Annotated in this window: 13 protein-coding genes and 1 riboswitch; of the genes, 6 read left to right on the forward strand and 7 right to left on the reverse strand. The window is 70.2% G+C overall.

Annotation, left to right across the window (positions count from 1 at the left end):
* Window positions 1-75: 75 nt before the first annotated feature.
* On the reverse strand, window positions 76-954 hold the full coding sequence (locus tag J7E45_RS04420; RefSeq protein WP_091034687.1) for a bifunctional methylenetetrahydrofolate dehydrogenase/methenyltetrahydrofolate cyclohydrolase: 879 nt from the start codon (window positions 952-954) through the stop codon (window positions 76-78).
* The gene (glyA, locus tag J7E45_RS04425; RefSeq protein ID WP_215067420.1) at window positions 951-2,225 is read right to left on the reverse strand and encodes a serine hydroxymethyltransferase; all 1,275 of its coding nucleotides are present in this window, start codon (window positions 2,223-2,225) and stop codon (window positions 951-953) included. Before glyA ends, J7E45_RS04420 begins: the two co-directional genes overlap by 4 nt.
* Before the next feature lie 40 nt (window positions 2,226-2,265).
* Window positions 2,266-2,350: riboswitch (ZMP/ZTP riboswitch) on the reverse strand.
* Window positions 2,351-2,456: 106 nt separating this feature from the next.
* Between glyA and J7E45_RS04430 the strand changes: the two genes are divergently transcribed.
* The 6 genes from J7E45_RS04430 to J7E45_RS04455 all read left to right on the forward strand — a co-directional run bounded on the left by J7E45_RS04430 (window position 2,457) and on the right by J7E45_RS04455 (window position 10,069).
* Window positions 2,457-3,968: a family 20 glycosylhydrolase gene (locus J7E45_RS04430; protein WP_215067422.1), complete on the forward strand. Its 1,512-nt coding sequence runs from the start codon at window positions 2,457-2,459 to the stop codon at window positions 3,966-3,968.
* Window positions 3,965-5,137 (forward strand): N-acetylglucosamine-6-phosphate deacetylase, encoded by a 1,173-nt coding sequence (locus J7E45_RS04435; RefSeq protein ID WP_215067424.1) that lies wholly within the window; start codon window positions 3,965-3,967, stop codon window positions 5,135-5,137. The genes J7E45_RS04430 and J7E45_RS04435 overlap by 4 nt, the downstream gene beginning before the upstream one ends.
* Before the next feature lie 685 nt (window positions 5,138-5,822).
* The gene (locus tag J7E45_RS18040; RefSeq protein ID WP_215067426.1) at window positions 5,823-7,901 is read left to right on the forward strand and encodes a sigma-70 family RNA polymerase sigma factor; all 2,079 of its coding nucleotides are present in this window, start codon (window positions 5,823-5,825) and stop codon (window positions 7,899-7,901) included.
* 9 nt (window positions 7,902-7,910) lie between these two features.
* The gene (locus tag J7E45_RS04445) at window positions 7,911-8,282 is read left to right on the forward strand and encodes a YrdB family protein (protein ID WP_091034699.1); all 372 of its coding nucleotides are present in this window, start codon (window positions 7,911-7,913) and stop codon (window positions 8,280-8,282) included.
* A 22-nt stretch (window positions 8,283-8,304) separates the two neighbouring features.
* Window positions 8,305-9,669, forward strand: a complete 1,365-nt coding sequence (locus J7E45_RS04450) for an FAD-binding oxidoreductase (protein WP_215067428.1) — start codon at window positions 8,305-8,307, stop codon at window positions 9,667-9,669.
* Complete coding sequence (locus J7E45_RS04455) at window positions 9,662-10,069, forward strand: NUDIX domain-containing protein (RefSeq protein ID WP_215067430.1); 408 nt, start codon at window positions 9,662-9,664, stop codon at window positions 10,067-10,069. Before J7E45_RS04450 ends, J7E45_RS04455 begins: the two co-directional genes overlap by 8 nt.
* A gap of 16 nt (window positions 10,070-10,085) precedes the next feature.
* On the opposite strand, the gene nagB is transcribed toward J7E45_RS04455, so the two are convergent.
* The 5 genes from nagB to J7E45_RS04480 all read right to left on the reverse strand — a co-directional run bounded on the left by nagB (window position 10,086) and on the right by J7E45_RS04480 (window position 17,605).
* Window positions 10,086-10,865: a glucosamine-6-phosphate deaminase gene (nagB, locus tag J7E45_RS04460; RefSeq protein ID WP_091034706.1), complete on the reverse strand. Its 780-nt coding sequence runs from the start codon at window positions 10,863-10,865 to the stop codon at window positions 10,086-10,088.
* Window positions 10,858-11,823, reverse strand: a complete 966-nt coding sequence (locus J7E45_RS04465; protein WP_215067432.1) for an ROK family protein — start codon at window positions 11,821-11,823, stop codon at window positions 10,858-10,860. The genes nagB and J7E45_RS04465 overlap by 8 nt, the downstream gene beginning before the upstream one ends.
* Before the next feature lie 43 nt (window positions 11,824-11,866).
* The gene (locus J7E45_RS04470; RefSeq protein ID WP_167634921.1) at window positions 11,867-13,054 is read right to left on the reverse strand and encodes an ROK family transcriptional regulator; all 1,188 of its coding nucleotides are present in this window, start codon (window positions 13,052-13,054) and stop codon (window positions 11,867-11,869) included.
* Between the two features lie 79 nt (window positions 13,055-13,133).
* Window positions 13,134-16,397, reverse strand: coding sequence for a family 20 glycosylhydrolase (locus J7E45_RS04475; protein ID WP_215067434.1), 3,264 nt, complete (start codon window positions 16,395-16,397; stop codon window positions 13,134-13,136).
* The gene (locus J7E45_RS04480; RefSeq protein ID WP_251053476.1) at window positions 16,388-17,605 is read right to left on the reverse strand and encodes an alanine racemase; all 1,218 of its coding nucleotides are present in this window, start codon (window positions 17,603-17,605) and stop codon (window positions 16,388-16,390) included. Before J7E45_RS04480 ends, J7E45_RS04475 begins: the two co-directional genes overlap by 10 nt.
* Between the last annotated feature and the right edge of the window lie 23 nt (window positions 17,606-17,628).

Raw genomic sequence — 17,628 nt, forward strand, 5'->3', positions numbered from 1 at the left:
CGCAGGTATACGACGATGTCGCAGGAATCTCACGGATTCCTGCGACATCGTGCGTATCTGCGACGACCCGGGGGGCTACACGACCCGCTCGGCTGCCTCCACGACATTCGTCATGAGCAGGGCGACCGTCATCGGCCCGACACCGCCGGGGTTCGGCGAGATGTAGCCCGCGACATCCGCGACCTCGGGCGCCACGTCACCGAAGACCAGGCTCTTGCCGGTCTCCGGGTGCGTCTCGCGCGTCACGCCCACGTCGAGCACGGCGGCACCGGGCTTGACGTCCTCGGCGCGGATCAGGTGCTTGACACCGGCCGCGGCCACGATCACGTCGGCCTCGCGCAGGTACCGCGGCATGTCGACGGTGCCGGTGTGCGTCAGCGTGACCGTCGCGTTGAGGTCGCGGCGGGTGAGCAGCAGCCCGATGGAGCGGCCGATGGTGACGCCGCGCCCGACCACGACCACGTGCTTGCCCTTGAGGTCGTAATCGTTGCGCAGCAGCAGCTCGATCACGCCGCGCGGCGTGCAGGGCAGCGGCGTGTGGATCGGACCGTTGACGTTCAGCACCAGACGCCCGAGGTTGGTCGGGTGCAGTCCGTCGGCATCCTTCGCCGGGTCGATCCGCTCGAGGATCGCATCCGTGTCGAGGTGTTTCGGCAGCGGCAGCTGCACGATGTAGCCGTGGCACGCGGGGTCGGCGTTGAGCTCGTCGATCAGCGCCTCGACCTCGGCCTGCGTCGCATCCGCCGGCAGCTCGCGCTGGATCGAGTTCATCCCGATCGCCTCGGACTGCCGATGCTTCATGCCCACGTACAGCTGCGATGCCGGGTCTGCACCCACGAGCACCGTCGCGATGCCCGGGGTGACGCCCCGCTCCTTCAGCGCCGCGACGCGTTCCGTGAGTTCGGCACGGATCGCTGCCGACGCTGCCTTCCCGTCGAGGATCTTCGCGGTCACTGCTGGAGGTCCGGGTAGAGCGGGAACGCGGCGGCCAGCGCGTCGACGCGGGCGCGCAGCGACTCGACATCGGCACCGGGGAGCAGCGCGAGGGCGATGATGTCGGCGACCTCGGTGAACTCGGCGTCGCCGAAACCGCGGGTCGCGAGCGCCGGCGTACCGATGCGCAGACCCGAGGTGACCATCGGCGGACGCGGGTCGTTCGGAACGGCGTTGCGGTTCACGGTGATGTGGATGTCGTGCAGCAGATCTTCCGCCTGCTTGCCGTCGATCTCGGCGTCGCGCAGGTCGACCAGCACCAGGTGCACGTCGGTGCCGCCCGAGCGCACCGCGATGCCGGCATCCTTCACATCCTGCTGCGACAGGCGCTCGGCGATGAGCTTCGCACCGCGCAGCACGCGCTCCTGGCGCTCCTTGAACTCCGGAGTGCCGGCGAGCTTGAACGCGGTCGCCTTGGCGGCGATCACGTGCATGAGCGGTCCACCCTGCTGGCCCGGGAAGACCGCGGTGTTGATCTTCTTGGCGAGCTCGGCGTCGTTCGTGAGGATGAAGCCCGAGCGGGGGCCGCCGATCGTCTTGTGCACGGTCGACGAGACGACGTGGGCGTGAGGAACCGGGTTCGGGTGCAGACCCGCGGCGACCAGACCGGCGAAGTGCGCCATGTCGACCCAGAGCAGCGCGCCGACCTCATCGGCGATCTCGCGGAAGGCCGCGAAGTCCATGGTGCGCGGGTAGGCCGACCAGCCGGCGATGATGACCTTGGGCTTGTGCTCGATCGCGAGGCGACGGACCTCCGCCATGTCGATGGTCGAGGTCGCGGGGTCGACGCCGTACGCGACGATGTCGTAGAGCCGGCCGGAGAAGTTGATCTTCATGCCGTGCGTGAGGTGGCCGCCCTGGTCGAGGGAGAGGCCGAGCAGCGTGTCGCCGGGGCGGGCGATCGCGTGCAGGACAGCAGCGTTCGCCGAGGCGCCCGAGTGCGGCTGCACGTTCGCGAACTCGGCGCCGAACAGGCTCTTCGCCCGCTCGATCGCGAGGGACTCCGCGACGTCGACCTCTTCGCAGCCACCGTAGTAGCGGCGGCCGGGGTAGCCCTCGGCGTACTTGTTCGTGAGCACGGAACCCTGCGACTGCAGGATCGAGACGGGAACGAAGTTCTCCGAGGCGATCATCTCGAGGAAGGTCTGCTGACGCTTCAGCTCACGGTCGAGGACCTGCGCGATCTCGGGATCGACCTCGGAGAGCGGGGCGTTGAAGTAACGGTCGGTCATGGTGACATGCTCCTCTGACTACGGATTCGAAAGGGGTGTTCCTATCGGCCCAGGCGCGCGGTCGAATTCCGTGGTCAGTCGCTCCCCGGTGGTAGTCCACCCAGACGCCAGTCGCGACGGTTACGAGCATAGCGGATGCCCGAGGCGGCGAGCGCGGTCGTTTCGACGACCGCCGCAGAATCGATTCGATTCCCCGTTCCGCTGAGAGGCCACGGCAGGTAGGTTTTGTTCATGGTCCTTCCTCATCCTCTTCCTCTCGTGCCCGTGCCCGTGTCCGCCGCCGCACGAGACGGGCGGATGCCGGTCACCGCGACGACGCGCGTGCTCGGCTCCTCCCCCGCCGCCGCCCAGCTGATCGACGCGGTCGAGCGCCGCACCGGCATCCGCCTCGCCGTCGCCGACGAGCCCTCCGCCGAGATCGAGCTGTTCGTCGACCCGAACTCGTCGGCACCGGAGGGCTACACGCTCGAGATCGGCGAGCGCGCCGTCGTCATCGGCGCCGACGAGGCAGGGCTCTTCTACGGCGTGCAGACACTGCTGCAGCTGCTCCGGCAGGACGACACCGGCTGGACGCTGCTCGGCGCCGACATCGCAGACTCTCCCCGCTTCGCCCGGCGCGGCGTGATGCTCGACGTGGCCCGGCACTTCTTCGGCGTCGACGACGTGAAGAAGTTCATCGACAGCACGAGCGCCCTCAAGCTCAACCACCTGCACCTCCACCTCAGCGACGACCAGGGATGGCGTGTGCACATCGACTCCTGGCCGCGGCTCACCGAGCTGGCCGCCGGCACATCGGCGAACGGCGACCCTGGCGGCTTCTACTCGAAGGACGACTACCGCGAGATCGTCGAATACGCCGCCTCACGCCACATGATCGTGATTCCCGAGATCGACCTCCCCGGCCACACGCACGCGATCGGCGTCGCCTACCCGGAACTCGTCGAGGAGCCGGTCATGAACGACAACCTGATCGCGGATTCGGTACGCCTCGGCCAGGCGCTGCCGGTCGCCGGCGCAAGCTACCTGGGCTGGGGGGTCGGGCACTCCAGCGTGCGCATCCACGAGGAGCGCACGTACGACTTCGTGCGCGATGTCGTCCGCGAACTGGCCGAGATGACCCCCGGTCCGTATATCCACATCGGCGGCGACGAGTCGCTCGGCACCCCCCAGGCCGACTTCGACCTGTTCGCCGAACGCGCCACCGCGATCGTGGTCGAAGCCGGCAAGACCCCCGTCGCCTGGCACGAGATGGGGTCGGCGGCGAACATCGCCGAGGGCACGATCGGGCAGTACTGGGGCAAGACGACCCCCGAGGGCACCCACGCCGAAGAGGCCGCGCACTTCGTCGAGCGCGGCGGCGCACTGATCATGTCCGCGGCCGATGTCACCTACCTCGACATGAAGTACACCGAGGACTTCCCGCTCGGACTCACCTGGGCCGCGATCATCGACGTCCGCTCCGCGTACGAGTGGGAGCCGACCGCGGTCCTCGACGTGCCGGATGCCGCGATCCTCGGCGTCGAAGCGCCGCTGTGGTCCGAGACCACGCGCACTCTCGGCGATGTCGAGCAGCTGGTCTTCCCCCGCGTGGCCGCCCAGGCCGAGGTCGCCTGGTCGCCGCGACGGGCGCCCGAGCGCGTCTGGGAGTCGTTCCGCGTGCGGGTCGGGGCGCTCTCACCGCTGTGGAAGGCTGAGGGGATCGATTTCCACCCCGCAGACGAGATCCCCTGGAGCGAACGTTGAGCACCCACTCCTCCGCGACCGGTTCGCTGGTCGTCCATTCGGCCAGGATCGTCGATCGCGGCGAGATCACCGAAGACGGCTGGCTCCGCATCGAGAACGGCACGGTCACCGCTCGTGGCACCGGCGCCGACTGGTCGCCCGCCGATGAGGTCATCGACGCCGCGGCGGTTCCCGGTCCCGGCGCCCTGCTCACCCCGGGGTTCGTCGACATCCACGGACACGGCGGTGCCGGTGCATCGTTCGACGACGGGGTGGAGGCGATCCGCACCGGGCGCGATCTGCATCGCGCGCACGGCACCACCCGGGCAGTCGTGTCGCTGGTGACGGCGTCGATCGACGATCTCGCCCGCAACGTCGCCACGATCGCCGACCTGACCGAGACCGACGCGGACATCCTCGGTTCGCACCTCGAAGGACCTTTCCTCGACCCGGGCCACCACGGCGCGCACGAGCCCACGCTTCTGCGCCACCCCGTCGCGGCCGACGTCGCGCGCCTGCTCGATGCCGGGCGCGGCACTGTGCGCCAGGTGACGATCGCTCCCGAGCTTCCGGGAGGACTCGATGCGATCCGGCAGATCGTGGCCGCCGGATCCGCGGCAGCCGTGGGACACACCGATGCCGATGCGGCGATGGCGGTCGCCGCGTTCGAGGCCGGCGCGTCGATCCTCACCCATGCGTTCAATGCCATGCCCGGCATCCACCATCGTGCTCCCGGGCCGGTGCTCGCCGCGGCGGCAGATCATCGCGTGGTGCTGGAGGCGATCGCCGACAACGTGCACCTCGACCCGCACGTCATCAAGCTCGTGTTCGACTCCGCGCCCGGTCGCGTGGCCCTCATCACCGACGCCATGGCCGCGGCCGGAAGCGCGGACGGCCACTACGACCTCGGAGCGGTGAGCGTCACCGTCGAGAACGGCGTGGCGCGGGCCGATGGCACCGGGTCGATCGCCGGTTCGACCCTCACCCAGGATGTAGCCTTGCGTCGGGCGGTGGCCGCGGGCGTGGAGCTCGCTGAGGCCGTACGGGCCCTCACCGAGACACCGGCACGGGCGATCGGCCGCTCCGCCGCACTCGGCGGACTCCGCATCGGCATGCTCGGCGATGCCGTGCTGCTGGATGCCGAGCTGCACGTCGCACGAGTGTGGTCTGGACCACGGCTGCTCGCCTAGAGGCAGCAGAACATCGCGCGACGCGCAACCCTGCGCTCTCCGGTCATTCAGGTTCGGGTGGGGGGCCGCCGGTCCCCAGATCGACGGCCCCGTTCCCCTCTCAGAGCCGGTGGCCGGGGTCTCCTCCCCCGAGGATCCCGACCGACCGCTGCCTGAATCCCGCCCCCCGGAGGGATTCGTACGGCTGTCTCTATGGGATGAGACGGCATCCCCACCGATTCATTACGCGACTTCTCGAAAATCTTCGAGAAGTCCCTTCGGTCCGAAAACCGACCCACGCGGGAGGCCGCCGGTCCCCAGATCGACGGTCTGTTCCTCGTGTGCAGAGATGGGGGGCCGGGGTCTCCTCCCCCGAGGATCCCGACCCGCCCGACCGGTGCATGTCCTTCACACCAGCACCTGAACTCCGCCCCCCGGAGGAGTTCGTACGGCTGTCTCTATGGGATGAGACGGCGACCCCACGAGTTCATTACGCGACTTCCGAAAAAACTTCGTACAACCGTGCCCATACGAGCCGTCGACTTCCGGTCGACCTGGCGGGAACCCTCATATCTGTTCAGAATCCGCAGGGAAGGGTGGCTTAGCTGGGAGATTCGCGAGAGAATGATGAAGTCGCGTGATGAGCGGCGCCCTCACGCGTCTCCCCCTGTAGAGACGTACATGCGCCCGCGACAGATGGATGATTGTGCACGAAGAGAACACGACTCACGACGAACCGATCGGCGACGCCGACCTGATCCTGCGCGCCCGCTCGGGCGACACAGGCGCGTTCGGCGAACTCTGGCGTCGCCACTACCCGTCCGGCCTCGCAGTCGCTCGCTCGGTGACCTCGTCGATCGACCCGGACGACCTGGTCCAAGAGTCGTACACCCGCATCTACCAGGCGATCCTCAAGGGCGGCGGCCCCAACGGCTCCTTCCGCGCCTACCTCTTCACGAGCATCCGCAACACGGCCGCAGGATGGGGTCGTGCCCGCCGGGAGACCGCGATCGATGAGCTCGATACCGTCGCCGACCCCGACACCACCGACCAGGCCGCGAACGAAGCGCTCGATCGGAGCCTCACCGCGCAGGCATTCCGCAGCCTTCCCTCCCGTTGGCAGGAGGTGCTCTGGTACACCGAGATCGAGCAGATGAAGCCGCAGGAAGTCGGACACCTGCTGGGCATGAAGTCCGGCGCGGTGTCGCAGTTGGCCTTCCGCGCCCGCGAAGGTCTCCGCGAAGCCTGGATCCAGGCCCATCTGCGCAGCGCCGACGAAGGCTCCGAATGCCAGTGGACGATCGAACATCTCGGCGCGTACTCGCGCGGCAACCTCAGCACCCGTGACCACAAGCGCCTCGAGCTGCACCTCGACGAATGCGCCCGATGCATGATCGTCGCGGCCGAGGCCAAAGACGTCTCCAAGCGCCTCGCCCTCGTCCTGCTCCCCCTCGTACTGGGTGTCACCGGCGCGGCGGGATACCTTGCGACCCTGCAGGGCGCCGGCACGCCCATCGTCGCGCTGGCTGCCATGCCGTCCGGCATCCCGGGAGCCGTGTTCGCCGGAGACCCGACGGGTCAGGCGGCGACGGGCATCGCCTCCTCGAGCGGCGGGACGACCGGGTCGGGCGGAGCAGCCGGCGGAGGCGGTGCGACCGCAGGAGCGGGCGCGACCGGCGGTGTCTTCACGGGAATCGGTGCGCTCGTCGGTGCCGGCTCCGCAGCTTTGGTCGTCGCGGGCGTCGTCGCCGCGGCCACCATCATCCCCGGACTCGCCGGGGCGGACCCGGCCACATCGCAGCCCAGCGCCGGAGACTCCGACCCGTCGTCGATCACTTCGCAGGTCGGGCCCGACGCCTCATTGAACCTCGACGAGCCGATCGTCATCGATGAGCCGGAGACCGTGCCGGATGAGACGCCCGTCGTCCCCCCGGTGGAAGACTCCTCGCGGGAGCAGCCTCTGGAAGACGCCGGTCCAGTCGTCGCTCCGCCCGTTCCTCCCGCGAATTCCGTCGACCCCGTGGACCCTGTCGACCCCGTAGATCCGGTGGACCCCGTGGACCCGGTCGATCCCGTGGACCCGGTCGATCCTGTCGATCCCGTGGACCCGGTCGACCCCGTCGATCCCGTGGACCCGGTCGACCCCGTCGACCCCGTGGACCCCGTCGACCCGGCTATCCCGACGGAAGCACCCACCTGGTCCGGTGCGAGCATCTGGTTCAGCGGTTTCACCATCCACTACAGCGTGCCGATCACCGGCGCACCGGGAACCACCGTCGAAGCGCTCCTCGATGGCAGCGGCGGCGGTGGCGACAGCATCGTCCTCGACGACGCGGGCACCGGGACGATCGATCTTCGCCCGAGCTTCCGGCAGGTCTGGAATGCCGACACGACTGTCATCACGTTCCGGTACGTCCTGGCCGACAAGGTCGGTCCGTCCGCCGACACGACGCTGCTGGCACTCGAATCCGGTGCCGCCGTCGAGGCCGTCCTGCAGGAGGCGGAGCAGGCCCTGGGGGGCGACGACACCACGACGGCTGTCACCGCCGCGGAGGCAGAGCCGGCCCCCGCAGAGCCCGCACCCGCTGCACCGGCACCCGTCGAGCCCGCCCCGGCACCCGCACCCGTCGAGCCTGCACCGGCACCCGTGGCACCCGCACCGGCTGCACCGGCGCCTGTCGCACCTGCTCCCGAGGAGCCGGTCGATTCCGCCCCCGCCGCCGAGGCTCCCGCCGCCGACACCGTCGCCGTCGCACCGGCCGAGGACGCTCCGGCCGCCGAATAGACTGGATGCATGTCCTCGGATCCCGCACCCGTTCCCGGCGTCGAGCGCCCGACCATCTCCGCCCTCGACGTCGTCCGCACCGTCGTCCTGGTCGCTGCCGTCGCCTCTCTCGCCCTGTGGGGTTTCGCCAGCTGGGACCTGCCATGGAACATCATCCTCGGCATCGGCGCACCGGTGATCGTAATCCTCATCTGGGCGCTCTTCCTGTCGCCGCGCCCGGTACTGCGCGTGCACCCGTTCCTCCGCGCCGCCGTCGAGCTGCTGATCTACGTCGGCGTCACGATCGCCTGGTGGTCGATGGGTCAGGCGCTGATCGGCACCGCGTTCGCCCTGGTGGCCGTCGTCGCGGGCGTCCTCAGCGGTCGGCGCGCCCTGTCGTGACCCTGCCGTCGAGCGCGCGGCCATGAGTGTCCTGACACTCCTGAAGGAGTCGCTCGGCGCGCTCGTCGACACCGACGAGGCGGTTCTCGAGCAGGCCAGAGCGGATCGCTCCGGCCATGCCGCCGCCGGACGCCCGATCGCCGTCGTCCACGCGGAACGGGTCGAGCACGTCCAGCAGACCATGCGCATCGCGTCGCACACGCGCACCCCTGTCGTGATCCGCGGAGCCGGCACCGGACTCGCCGGTGCGGCCAACGCCGGCAGTGGCGAGATCGTGTTGTCGCTCCGCCGGATGACCGCGATCCGCGAGGTGCGACCGGACGATCTGCTCGCGGTCGTCGAACCCGGCATCCTGAACGCCGACCTCAACGCCGAGCTCGCGCGACAGGGGCTGTGGTGGGCGCCCGACCCGGCCAGTCGCGACATCTCCACGGTGGGCGGCAACATCGCCACCGGTGCCGGCGGACTGCTCTGCGCCAAATACGGTGTCGTCCGCGATGCCGTGCTCGGCGTCGACCTGGTGCTCGCCGACGGACGGCTGCTGCACCTCGGACACCGCAGCGTCAAGGGCGTCACCGGCCTCGACCTCACCGCGCTGGTCGTCGGCTCCGAAGGAACGCTCGGCGTGGTGGTGGGAGCGACCCTCAAGCTGCGCAGGCTCGTGCCGGGTGAGACCTGCACGGTGGTCGCCACCTTCCCCGACGTGCGTGCTGCTGCTGCCGCGTCCGCCGCCGTCACCGCCGCAGGGGTGCAGCCGGCGATCATGGAGCTGATGGATGCCGCGAGCCTCACGGCCGTGCACGCGCTCCTCGGGCTCCCCGCCCCGACGCCGGGAGCGGCCCAGCTCACCATCCAGACCGACGGCCCTGCCGCCCGCGCCGAGGCCGACGCCATCACGGAGGTCCTTCGTTCCCACCACGGTGTGACGGTGGTCTCGCACGATCGTGCCGAAGGCGAACGGCTGCTCGCGATCCGCCGATCGATGCACGCAGCGATGGCATCGCTGGGCACCACGCTCATCGAAGACGTCTCCGTGCCGCGCAGCGCGATGCCCGCCATGTTCGACGAGATCGCGCGCATCGAGCGCGAACACGGGCTCACCATCCCGACGGTCGCGCACGCCGGCGACGGCAACCTGCACCCCAACTTCCTCTTCGAAGGCCCGGACGTGCCGCCCGGGGTGTGGGCGGCGGCCGACGAGTTGTTCCGCGCAGCGATCCGCCTCGGCGGGACGCTGACCGGAGAGCACGGCATCGGCGTCCTGAAGCGTCGCTGGCTCGCCGAAGAGCTCGGTGACGACCAGTGGCAGCTGCAGCGCCAGATCGCCGCGGTGTTCGATCCCCTCGGCATCCTCAACCCGGGAAAGGTGTTCAGCCCCGATGCCTGACATCCATGTGAGCGCGGCCGTGATCGTCGATGCCGAAGGCCGGGTGCTGGTCGTCCGCAAGCAGGGCACCACGCGGTTCATGCAGCCGGGAGGCAAGCCCGAGCCGGGCGAATCCGCGGCGCAGACTCTGATCCGCGAACTCCAGGAGGAGCTGGGGCTCACGCTCGACGAGAGTGAGCTTCACCCGCTCGGGACCTTCATCTCCGAGGCCGCGAACGAGCCGGGGCACCGTGTCGTCGCTGCGGCCTTCGCGACATCCGTCGACCCCGGAGCCGTCACGGTCCAGGCGGAGCTCGCCGAACTGCGATGGATCACGCCGGCAGACGTCGCGACGCTCCCCCTGGCGCCCCTGAGCGTCGAGCACCTGCTGCCGATCGCCTGGCCCACGCCGGCGGGATGAGCGCGCCGAGCAGGCGTCAGATGCCCTGCCAGGCCGGCTTGTTCGCGAACGTGTAGCGGTAGTAGTCGGCGAGTTCGAGTCTCGAAGCCGCAGCCTCGTCGACGACGATCGTCGCGTGCGGGTGCAGCTGGATGGCGGAACCCGGGAGGAGCGCGGTGAGCGGCCCCTCGACGGCACCGGCGACCGCCTGGGCCTTGCCTTCGCCGAACGCGAGCAGCACCAGGTGTCGCGCCTTCAGGATGGTGCCGAGGCCCTGCGTGATGCAGTGCATCGGCACGTCGTCGATCGAGTCGAAGAAGCGCGCGTTGTCCTCGCGGGTCTGCTCCGTGAGCGTCTTCACACGGGTGCGCGAGGCGAAGGACGACCCCGGCTCGTTGAAGCCGATGTGTCCGTCGGTGCCGATCCCGAGGATCTGCAGGTCGACCCCACCGGCCGCATCGATGGCGGCCTCGTAGTCGTCGCCGGCGTGCTGGATCGTCGCGAGAGCGCCGTTGGGAACGTGGATCCGCTGCGGGTCGAGTCCGAGCGGTTCCACAACCTCGCGCGTGATCACGGAGCGATAGCTCTCCGGGTGCGCCGGGTCGATGCCGACGTACTCGTCGAGGGCGAAGCCGCGCACCTGCGAGACGTCGCGACCCGCGAGCTGCGTGCGCAGCGCCTGGTAGACGGGGAGCGGAGTGGATCCGGTCGCCAGCCCCAGCACCGCATCCGCCCGGCGTTCGATCAGCTCGACGATCTCGGTGGCGACCAGGGCCCCTGCGGCCTCGGCATTCTCGACGATGACGACCTCAGCCATGCGGGACGATCTCCTTCTCGGTGATGGATGCGCCGACCAGTGCGGCGCCGAAAGCGGCAGCGGGAGACCCGGCCGGAAGCAGTTCGATTCTCTCATCCAGGCGGAGGGACCGCATGAACGGCGACGCGTCGGCGCCGGCATGGAGTGCCGCACGGATGCCGGCCTCCAGACGGTCACCGAGAGCCGTGAGCCCTCCTCCGATGACGACGGTCTCGACGTCGGCCGAGAGCACGAGCACCCGAACCGCGGCAGCGGCGCCGTGGAAGAGGTCTGCGCGGAGTGCGAGAGCGAGCGGATCGCCGGCGTCCGCGGCGTCGAAGATGTCTCTGATCGGCAGCGCGCCCGGGCGGCCCCACGCCTTGGCGAGCGCGCCGCCACCGCAGAACGTCTCGACGCAGCCATGCTGACCGCACCCGCACAGGCGTCCCTTCGGGTCGACTGAGAGGTGTCCCACCTCCCCGGCCGTGCCACGGGCCCCGCGCCAGATGTGGCCGTCGATCACGATGCCCGCGGCGACGCCCGTGCCGAGGTTGAGATACGCCATCGACCCGGTGACCCCGCTCAGGGCCGCCGCTCCGAGTGCCGCGGCCTTCACGTCGTTCTCCACTCGGAACGGCATACCGAGCGCCTGTTCGGCCCGATCGGCGAGTTCCAGAGATTCCACGCCGAGGTTGACCGCATGATCGACGCGCCCGGCGTCGGCATCGACCAGCCCGGGGATGCCGATTCCGACGGAGCCGATGTCCGACAGCGACAGGCCGACTTCATCGGCGAGCGCGCTGACGGCCGTCACGATGCTCTCGACGACGGCATCGTCGCCCCAGCCGGTGACCCGGCGGAGTCGCCCGATGATCTCCCCGGAGGAATCGACGGCCACGGCGTCGATCTTGGTTCCGCCGACGTCCAGGCCCACTCGAATCTGCCGACCGGTGGGGTCGGCAGCACTCGCACCGCTCATCGGATGCTGCTCCCCGCGGTCTCGGCGGTGGCGGTGAGGATCGTCACGACACGCCCAGCTGGCCGGAGAGCACCATCACGGCGGCACCGCGCAAGACGATGTCCTCCTGATGGGTCCGGCGCACGACCACGTCCTCGAACACGCCCTCGAGCGTGCGGGCATGCAGGGTCTCGATCGCGGCGTCGATCAGGATGCCGTCGAGCAGATCGGCGGGACCGGAGAGCACGACCTCGGAGAGGTCGAGAGCAGCGACGATCGGAGCGACAGCGATCGCCATCCGCGTTCCGGCATCGCGCAGGATCTCGTCGCGGGCATCGGGTTCGGACTCCAGCGCCGCACGCAGGCGGCTGACGCTCAGCCACGCTTCGAGACAGCCGTCCTTGCCGCAGGCGCATCGGGGACCGCCGTCGGTGCCGACGACGACGTGCCCGATCTCCCCCGCCGCGAAGCGGCTGCCCAGCAACGGCTGGCTGCCGGTGATGAGACCGGCACCGACGCCCTTGCCGATCTTGATCAGCATGAAGTCGGCCTTCGCGTCCCCGAACGTGTACTCGGCGAGCACTGCGGCGTTGGCATCGTTCCTGGCGAGGACGGGCAGGTCGAGGTCGATGCCGAGCTTCGCCTCGAGAGGGAAGTTCGTCCAGCCGAGGTTCGGCGAGCTCAGGACGAGCCCGTCGGGGCGCACGACACCCGGCGTACCGATGCCGACTCCCAGCAGCGGCTGCGTCGAGGCGGCGACCAGGGTCCGGGCGAGTTCGTGCAGGGCCGCATACGCCGCTTCGCCGTCGGGCGAGTCCGGGCGCGGCACCTCGCGTCGTTCGAGCACGTCGCCGTCCAGGCTCAGCACGGCACCGGTGAAAGCACTGGGACCCGAGAGATCGAGACCGAGGATCTGATGGCCGACGCGGTCGATGTCGATCAGGATCGGCGGCTTGCCCGGACCGACTGCCTCGCGGACGCCCATCTCGACGACGATGCCGTCGGCGATGAACTCGGCGACCAGGTCGGAGATCGTGACTCGGGTCAGCCCGGTCTCGCGCGAGAGATCCGCACGGCTCATCGCACCGGCGTGATACAGCGTCTGCAGGACCAGTGCGCGGTTGTGCCCGCGCGCGTGCTCGGGGAGCACTTTCGCTCGCGAGCGCAGGTGGCGCCCCGGGCCGAAGGCATGCGTGTTCGCGCCGAGGTACTCTACCGGCGGCGCGGGACGCTGTTCATCCGAAACGGACATGTTTGTTAGTAGACCTTACGAACAAAATTTGTGCAACCTCTCCCCGCAGTGGGGCGACGAGGGTTACCGAAACGTTACATTACTTTCGAAGCTCTGCGGAGGCATCCTCCGAACGCTCGAGAAGTCGCGTCACCAGGCCGGCGACGATGAGCTCGCGCGCCTCGACCGTGAGAGGTTTGCCGGGCACCCCGGGACGACGCTGATCGGGTGCAGGTCCGTCCAGTGGACGATACCGCACCCCCGCCGCGCGGAGGCGGCGCAGCTGCGTCGGCAGACGTCGCCCGAAGTCCGCATACGGTGCCGGGTCGCCACCCTCCCAGAGCCGCTCGGCGATCGCCGACAGGCGGGGGAACATCGCGAAGTCGACCCGATCACGGGTGGGCAGATGCTCGCTCCAGACGTTGGCCTGCCCACCGACGGCACCGTCCTCGACGCGCAGTGTGTAGGCACGCTCGATCGTCAGCGGCGGCCCGACCCGGATGGGCTCCTCCGCGGACTCGGACTGCGGGTAGTCGAGGTACGCCTCGAGGTCGGGGCAGGCCACGACCTCGATGCCCTGCGCGAGAGCCGCGCGCATCGCGACCGGGCCCCGCCAGGCGAGGATCCGGACGCCCTCGGGCACATCACCCTCGAGCACCTCGTCCCACGCGAGTGCCGTGCGACCTCTGGCGCGCACGTGGGCGACGAAGTGGGCCGTGAACCACGGCTGCACGTCGTGCGCGGTGGCGAGCCCGAGCTCCTGCATCCGCGTGGCGGCTGCAGCGCTCTGCGCCCATTCGGTCACCGGAACCTCGTCTCCGCCGATGCCGATCCACTCCGAATCGAACACGTCGCACAGCGCGTCGATGGCCGCACGGCCGAATGCCAGCGAGGCCTCGGTCGGCGCGAGCGTGCGCGGGTTCACACCGAACCGCTCCCACGGAGACGCGACCGGGTCTCCGACATCGATGTTCCCGAGTTCGGGATAGGCGGCGAGCGCGGCCTGCACGTGACCGGGGAGTTCGACCTCCGGGACAAGTGTCACGAAGCGTTCGGCGGCATAGCTGACGAGATCACGCAACTCGGCCGTCGTGTAGAAGCCCTCATGGACGCCGGGCTCGACGGTCGCGAGCGGACCGTGGCCGCGCTGCGTCGCCGCTCGACGGGCACCGACCTCGGTGAGCCGCGGGAAGCCCGGCACCTCGAACCGCCAGCCCTGGTCGTCGGTGAGGTGCAGGTGCAGGACGTTGAGGTGGTGGTCGGCCAGGAGGTCGATGAGGCGACGGACCTCGTCGGCGGTGCGGAAGTGACGTGCCACGTCGAGCATCGCGCCGCGCCACGCATAGGCGGGCGCTCCCTCCCACACCCCGGCAGGAATCGGCGTCGCCGCTCCGTCGGGGTCGCGGAGCTGCCGCAGCACGGTGGTGCCCCGGTACACGCCGGCGGGACTCGCACCCCGGACCTCGATGCCCGATGCCCTCACCGTCACGCGGAACGCCTCGGTGGCGATGCGCCCCGCCGCTGCAGCATCGGCGCCGAGCATCTCGTCGACCACGAGGCGGATGCACGGCTGTCCGTCGTCGCGACCGACTCCACCCAGCCGGCCCGCGACGGTGGCGAGCTCCGCGGGGGCGAGCACGGGGGTCTTCTCCGACCAGGCGAACCCGGGTGCCACCGGGTCGACGCGTGCGTCGATGCGCGGCACCGTGGCCCGATGGGGCGCCGGCGGCATCCGCAGAGCCCGCCCCGGAGTGGCACCGGTGGGCTCGCCGTCGGAGACCACGGGCACTCCGCCGACCAGCACCTCGACGATGCCGAGCGGTGCGGTGAACGGCGTGTCGAAGGTCGCGCCCGCGGCGATGGTCTCCGGATCGAACAGCACCAGGTCGGCGGTCGCACCGGAGCGGATGACACCGCGCGGAGCATCGTCGCGGTCGAGACCCAGCCGTCTGGCCGGCGTGCCCGCCAGGTGCTGCACGGCTTCCTCCAGCGTGAGGATGCCGAGCTCGCGCACATAGTGCCCGAGATAGCGCGGGAACGTGCCCCGGCCACGGGGGTGCGGCCGCGCGCCGATCAGGATCCCGTCGCTGCCGGCCGCATGCTGCGGATGGCGCATGATCGCGCGGACGTTCTCCTCGTCACCGATGTGCATCAGGATCCCGGTGGCACCGGCGTCGGCGACGATCGTGTCGAGCACCACGTCGACGGCTCGGCGCCCCGTGGTCTCGGCGATCTCGGCGACCGTCCGACCGACCAGGTCGGCGAGGGCAGGATGGGCCGTGCCCGAGATCTGGATCTGCGTCCAGTCGGCTCTCTCGCCGTGGAAGCCGTCACAGCCGACCTCCTCGAGCTCCACGCGGACCGCCTCCCGACCGGCCGCGTCGAGCTCGGCGACGGCACGCAACAGGTCGCCCGTCGCGGCGAGCCTGCTCGGCAGCAGTGCGGCGAGCGTGGTGGCTCCCGGCAGGTAGGGATAGGTGTCCAGGGTCACGTCGACGCCATCCGCGATGGCCTCATCGATGAGGGCGAGGAGTTCCGCTGCCCGCCCCCGGTTCGGGGTGAAGTTCATCGTGGCGTGGGTGAGGTGGATGGGGCACCCGGTGCGGCGGCCGATGTCGAGCGCCTCCCGATAGGCGTCGAGCGCTCCCCCGCCGTAGCTGCGCGTGTGCGGCGCCCAGTAACCACCCCGTTCCGCGACCACGCGGCACAGCGCCTCGAGCTCCGCCGTGTCGGCGTACATCCCGGGCGTATAAGTGAGGCCGCTCGACATCCCGTACGCACCGGCATCCAGCGCCACGCCGAGCAGGTCCGCCATGGCGGAGATCTCGGCCGACGTCGCCGGGCGGTTCTCATGCCCGACGACCATCATCCTGAGGTTCCCCTGCGGCACGAGTACTGCGGCGTTGGCCACCGCTGCGGCATCGATCGCGGCGAGCAGGTCGTCCATGGTCCGCCAGGGCACCTCGGCGGGCATGCCGTTCCATCCGGCGATCTGGCCGGGGATCACGGCGGCCGCGTGGTCGTCGAGCGGGGCATAGCCGAGGCCGTCCTGACCGAGCACCTCGGTGGTGACGCCCTGCCGGATCTTCGCCTCGTGGACAGCGCCGCTCAGCACGGCGAGTTCGCTGTGCGCGTGCATGTCGATGAATCCGGGCGCCAGCACCAGGCCGGCCGCGTCGACCTCGACCGCCCCCTCCGGAAGCTCGAGGCTCTCGGTGGCTTCCTTCGGCAGGACCGCGGCCACCCGCGCGCCCTCGACCGCGACATCGGCGACGTAACGGGCCGCCCCGGTCCCGTCGACGACGGTCGCTCCGCGGTAGACCCGCACCAGGCCCGCTGCGGCCTTCTCCGCGCTCAGAAGCATGTCGCGACCGCCCCGATCACGCGCGGATCCTCGGCGTCGGGGTCGTCGATCACGGCGACCACCCGCCACTTGTCGAACGCCGTACAAGGGTGCGAGAGCCCCAGACGCACCACGTCGCCGACCGCCGCCGAAGCGCCGTCCGCCAACCGCAGGAACGCGTGCTGATCGTTGAGCGCCGTGATCTCGCCGTCGACCGACTGCGGGACCGGCAGATCGAGATCAAAGGGCACGTCCCGACGGCCCGCATCCAACAGGGCGAGGCCCTCTTCCGGCGCCGAGACGACACGCGACCAGGCATGCATCGCGGAACGGAGCGACGCGGTCCCGGTCAACGGGCCGAACGGCGACATGCGGGCGTAGAACCCGTCGTCGTGGATCTGGAAGGCACCCGAACGCAGCACGACGTCGGCATCGGCGCCCTCGGGCGCGAGCACCGCTGCCGCTCGATCGGGGAACGAGCTTCCACCCGCGCTGAGCACGGGACGGATGCCTTCGGGGTACACCAGGCGCGTGTGCAGCTCGACAATGGTCCGGAGATAGGCGTCGACGGCCGCGACGGAAGCGTCGCTGCGATCCGGCCCGAACGGACCTTCGTACCCGGCGACACCGGCAAGTCGCAGCCCGGGAACCTCCGAGATCGCCCGCGCGATCCGCTCGCCCTCCTCCACGCTGCGGGCGCCGGTGCGGCCCTGCGCGCCGCCGAGTTCCACCAGCACGTCGAGCGGCCGCACGGCACCGCGCATCCCGTCCGCCAGGATCGAGACGCCGGCGAGAGAGTCCGCCCAGCACAGCACCCGCAGCCCGTCATCGGCGGCGAGCAGTGCGCTCAGGCGGCGCACCGCCGCTGCATCCGTGACGCCATTGGCGATCAGCACCGTCGGGACACCGGCGTCGACGGCGACCTCGGCCTGCCACGGTGTCGCGACCGAGATGCCCCACGCGCCCGCATCGAGGAGCCGCTGCCAGAGCGCCGGCGCCATCGTGGTCTTACCGTGGGGCGCGAGCAGCACCCCCTGCTCCCGCGCCCATGCGAAGACGGTTCCCTCGTTGTGCGCGAGTGCGCCCTCATGCACCGTGAGCACCGGAGTGACCAGGTCGGAGAGGTGCAGACCGGCGCCGGCCACCTCCGAAAGAGGGAGTCCCCCAGCATGCGCCGGGAAGCCCTTCGTCCAGGCGCCGAGAGCGGGATCCGGAATTTGTAGAGGCATCTAACAAGGCTACTAGGCTGGAT

The organism is Microbacterium sp. ISL-59, from assembly GCF_018613945.1.
GTDB lineage: Bacteria > Actinomycetota > Actinomycetes > Actinomycetales > Microbacteriaceae > Microbacterium > Microbacterium oxydans_B.

What these genes read in the sequence shown, in the direction of transcription:
- J7E45_RS04475 (WP_215067434.1), bottom strand. Translation starts at nt 16,397, where the DNA reads ATGCTTCTGAGCGCGGAGAAGGCCGCAGCGGGCCTGGTGCGGGTCTAC.
- J7E45_RS04455 (WP_215067430.1), top strand. Translation starts at nt 9,662, where the DNA reads ATGCCTGACATCCATGTGAGCGCGGCCGTGATCGTCGATGCCGAAGGC.
- J7E45_RS04445 (WP_091034699.1), top strand. Translation starts at nt 7,911, where the DNA reads ATGTCCTCGGATCCCGCACCCGTTCCCGGCGTCGAGCGCCCGACCATC.
- glyA (WP_215067420.1), bottom strand. Translation starts at nt 2,225, where the DNA reads ATGACCGACCGTTACTTCAACGCCCCGCTCTCCGAGGTCGATCCCGAG.
- J7E45_RS04480 (WP_251053476.1), bottom strand. Translation starts at nt 17,605, where the DNA reads ATGCCTCTACAAATTCCGGATCCCGCTCTCGGCGCCTGGACGAAGGGC.
- J7E45_RS04450 (WP_215067428.1), top strand. Translation starts at nt 8,305, where the DNA reads ATGAGTGTCCTGACACTCCTGAAGGAGTCGCTCGGCGCGCTCGTCGAC.
- J7E45_RS04470 (WP_167634921.1), bottom strand. Translation starts at nt 13,054, where the DNA reads ATGTCCGTTTCGGATGAACAGCGTCCCGCGCCGCCGGTAGAGTACCTC.
- J7E45_RS04465 (WP_215067432.1), bottom strand. Translation starts at nt 11,823, where the DNA reads ATGAGCGGTGCGAGTGCTGCCGACCCCACCGGTCGGCAGATTCGAGTG.
- nagB (WP_091034706.1), bottom strand. Translation starts at nt 10,865, where the DNA reads ATGGCTGAGGTCGTCATCGTCGAGAATGCCGAGGCCGCAGGGGCCCTG.
- J7E45_RS04430 (WP_215067422.1), top strand. Translation starts at nt 2,457, where the DNA reads ATGGTCCTTCCTCATCCTCTTCCTCTCGTGCCCGTGCCCGTGTCCGCC.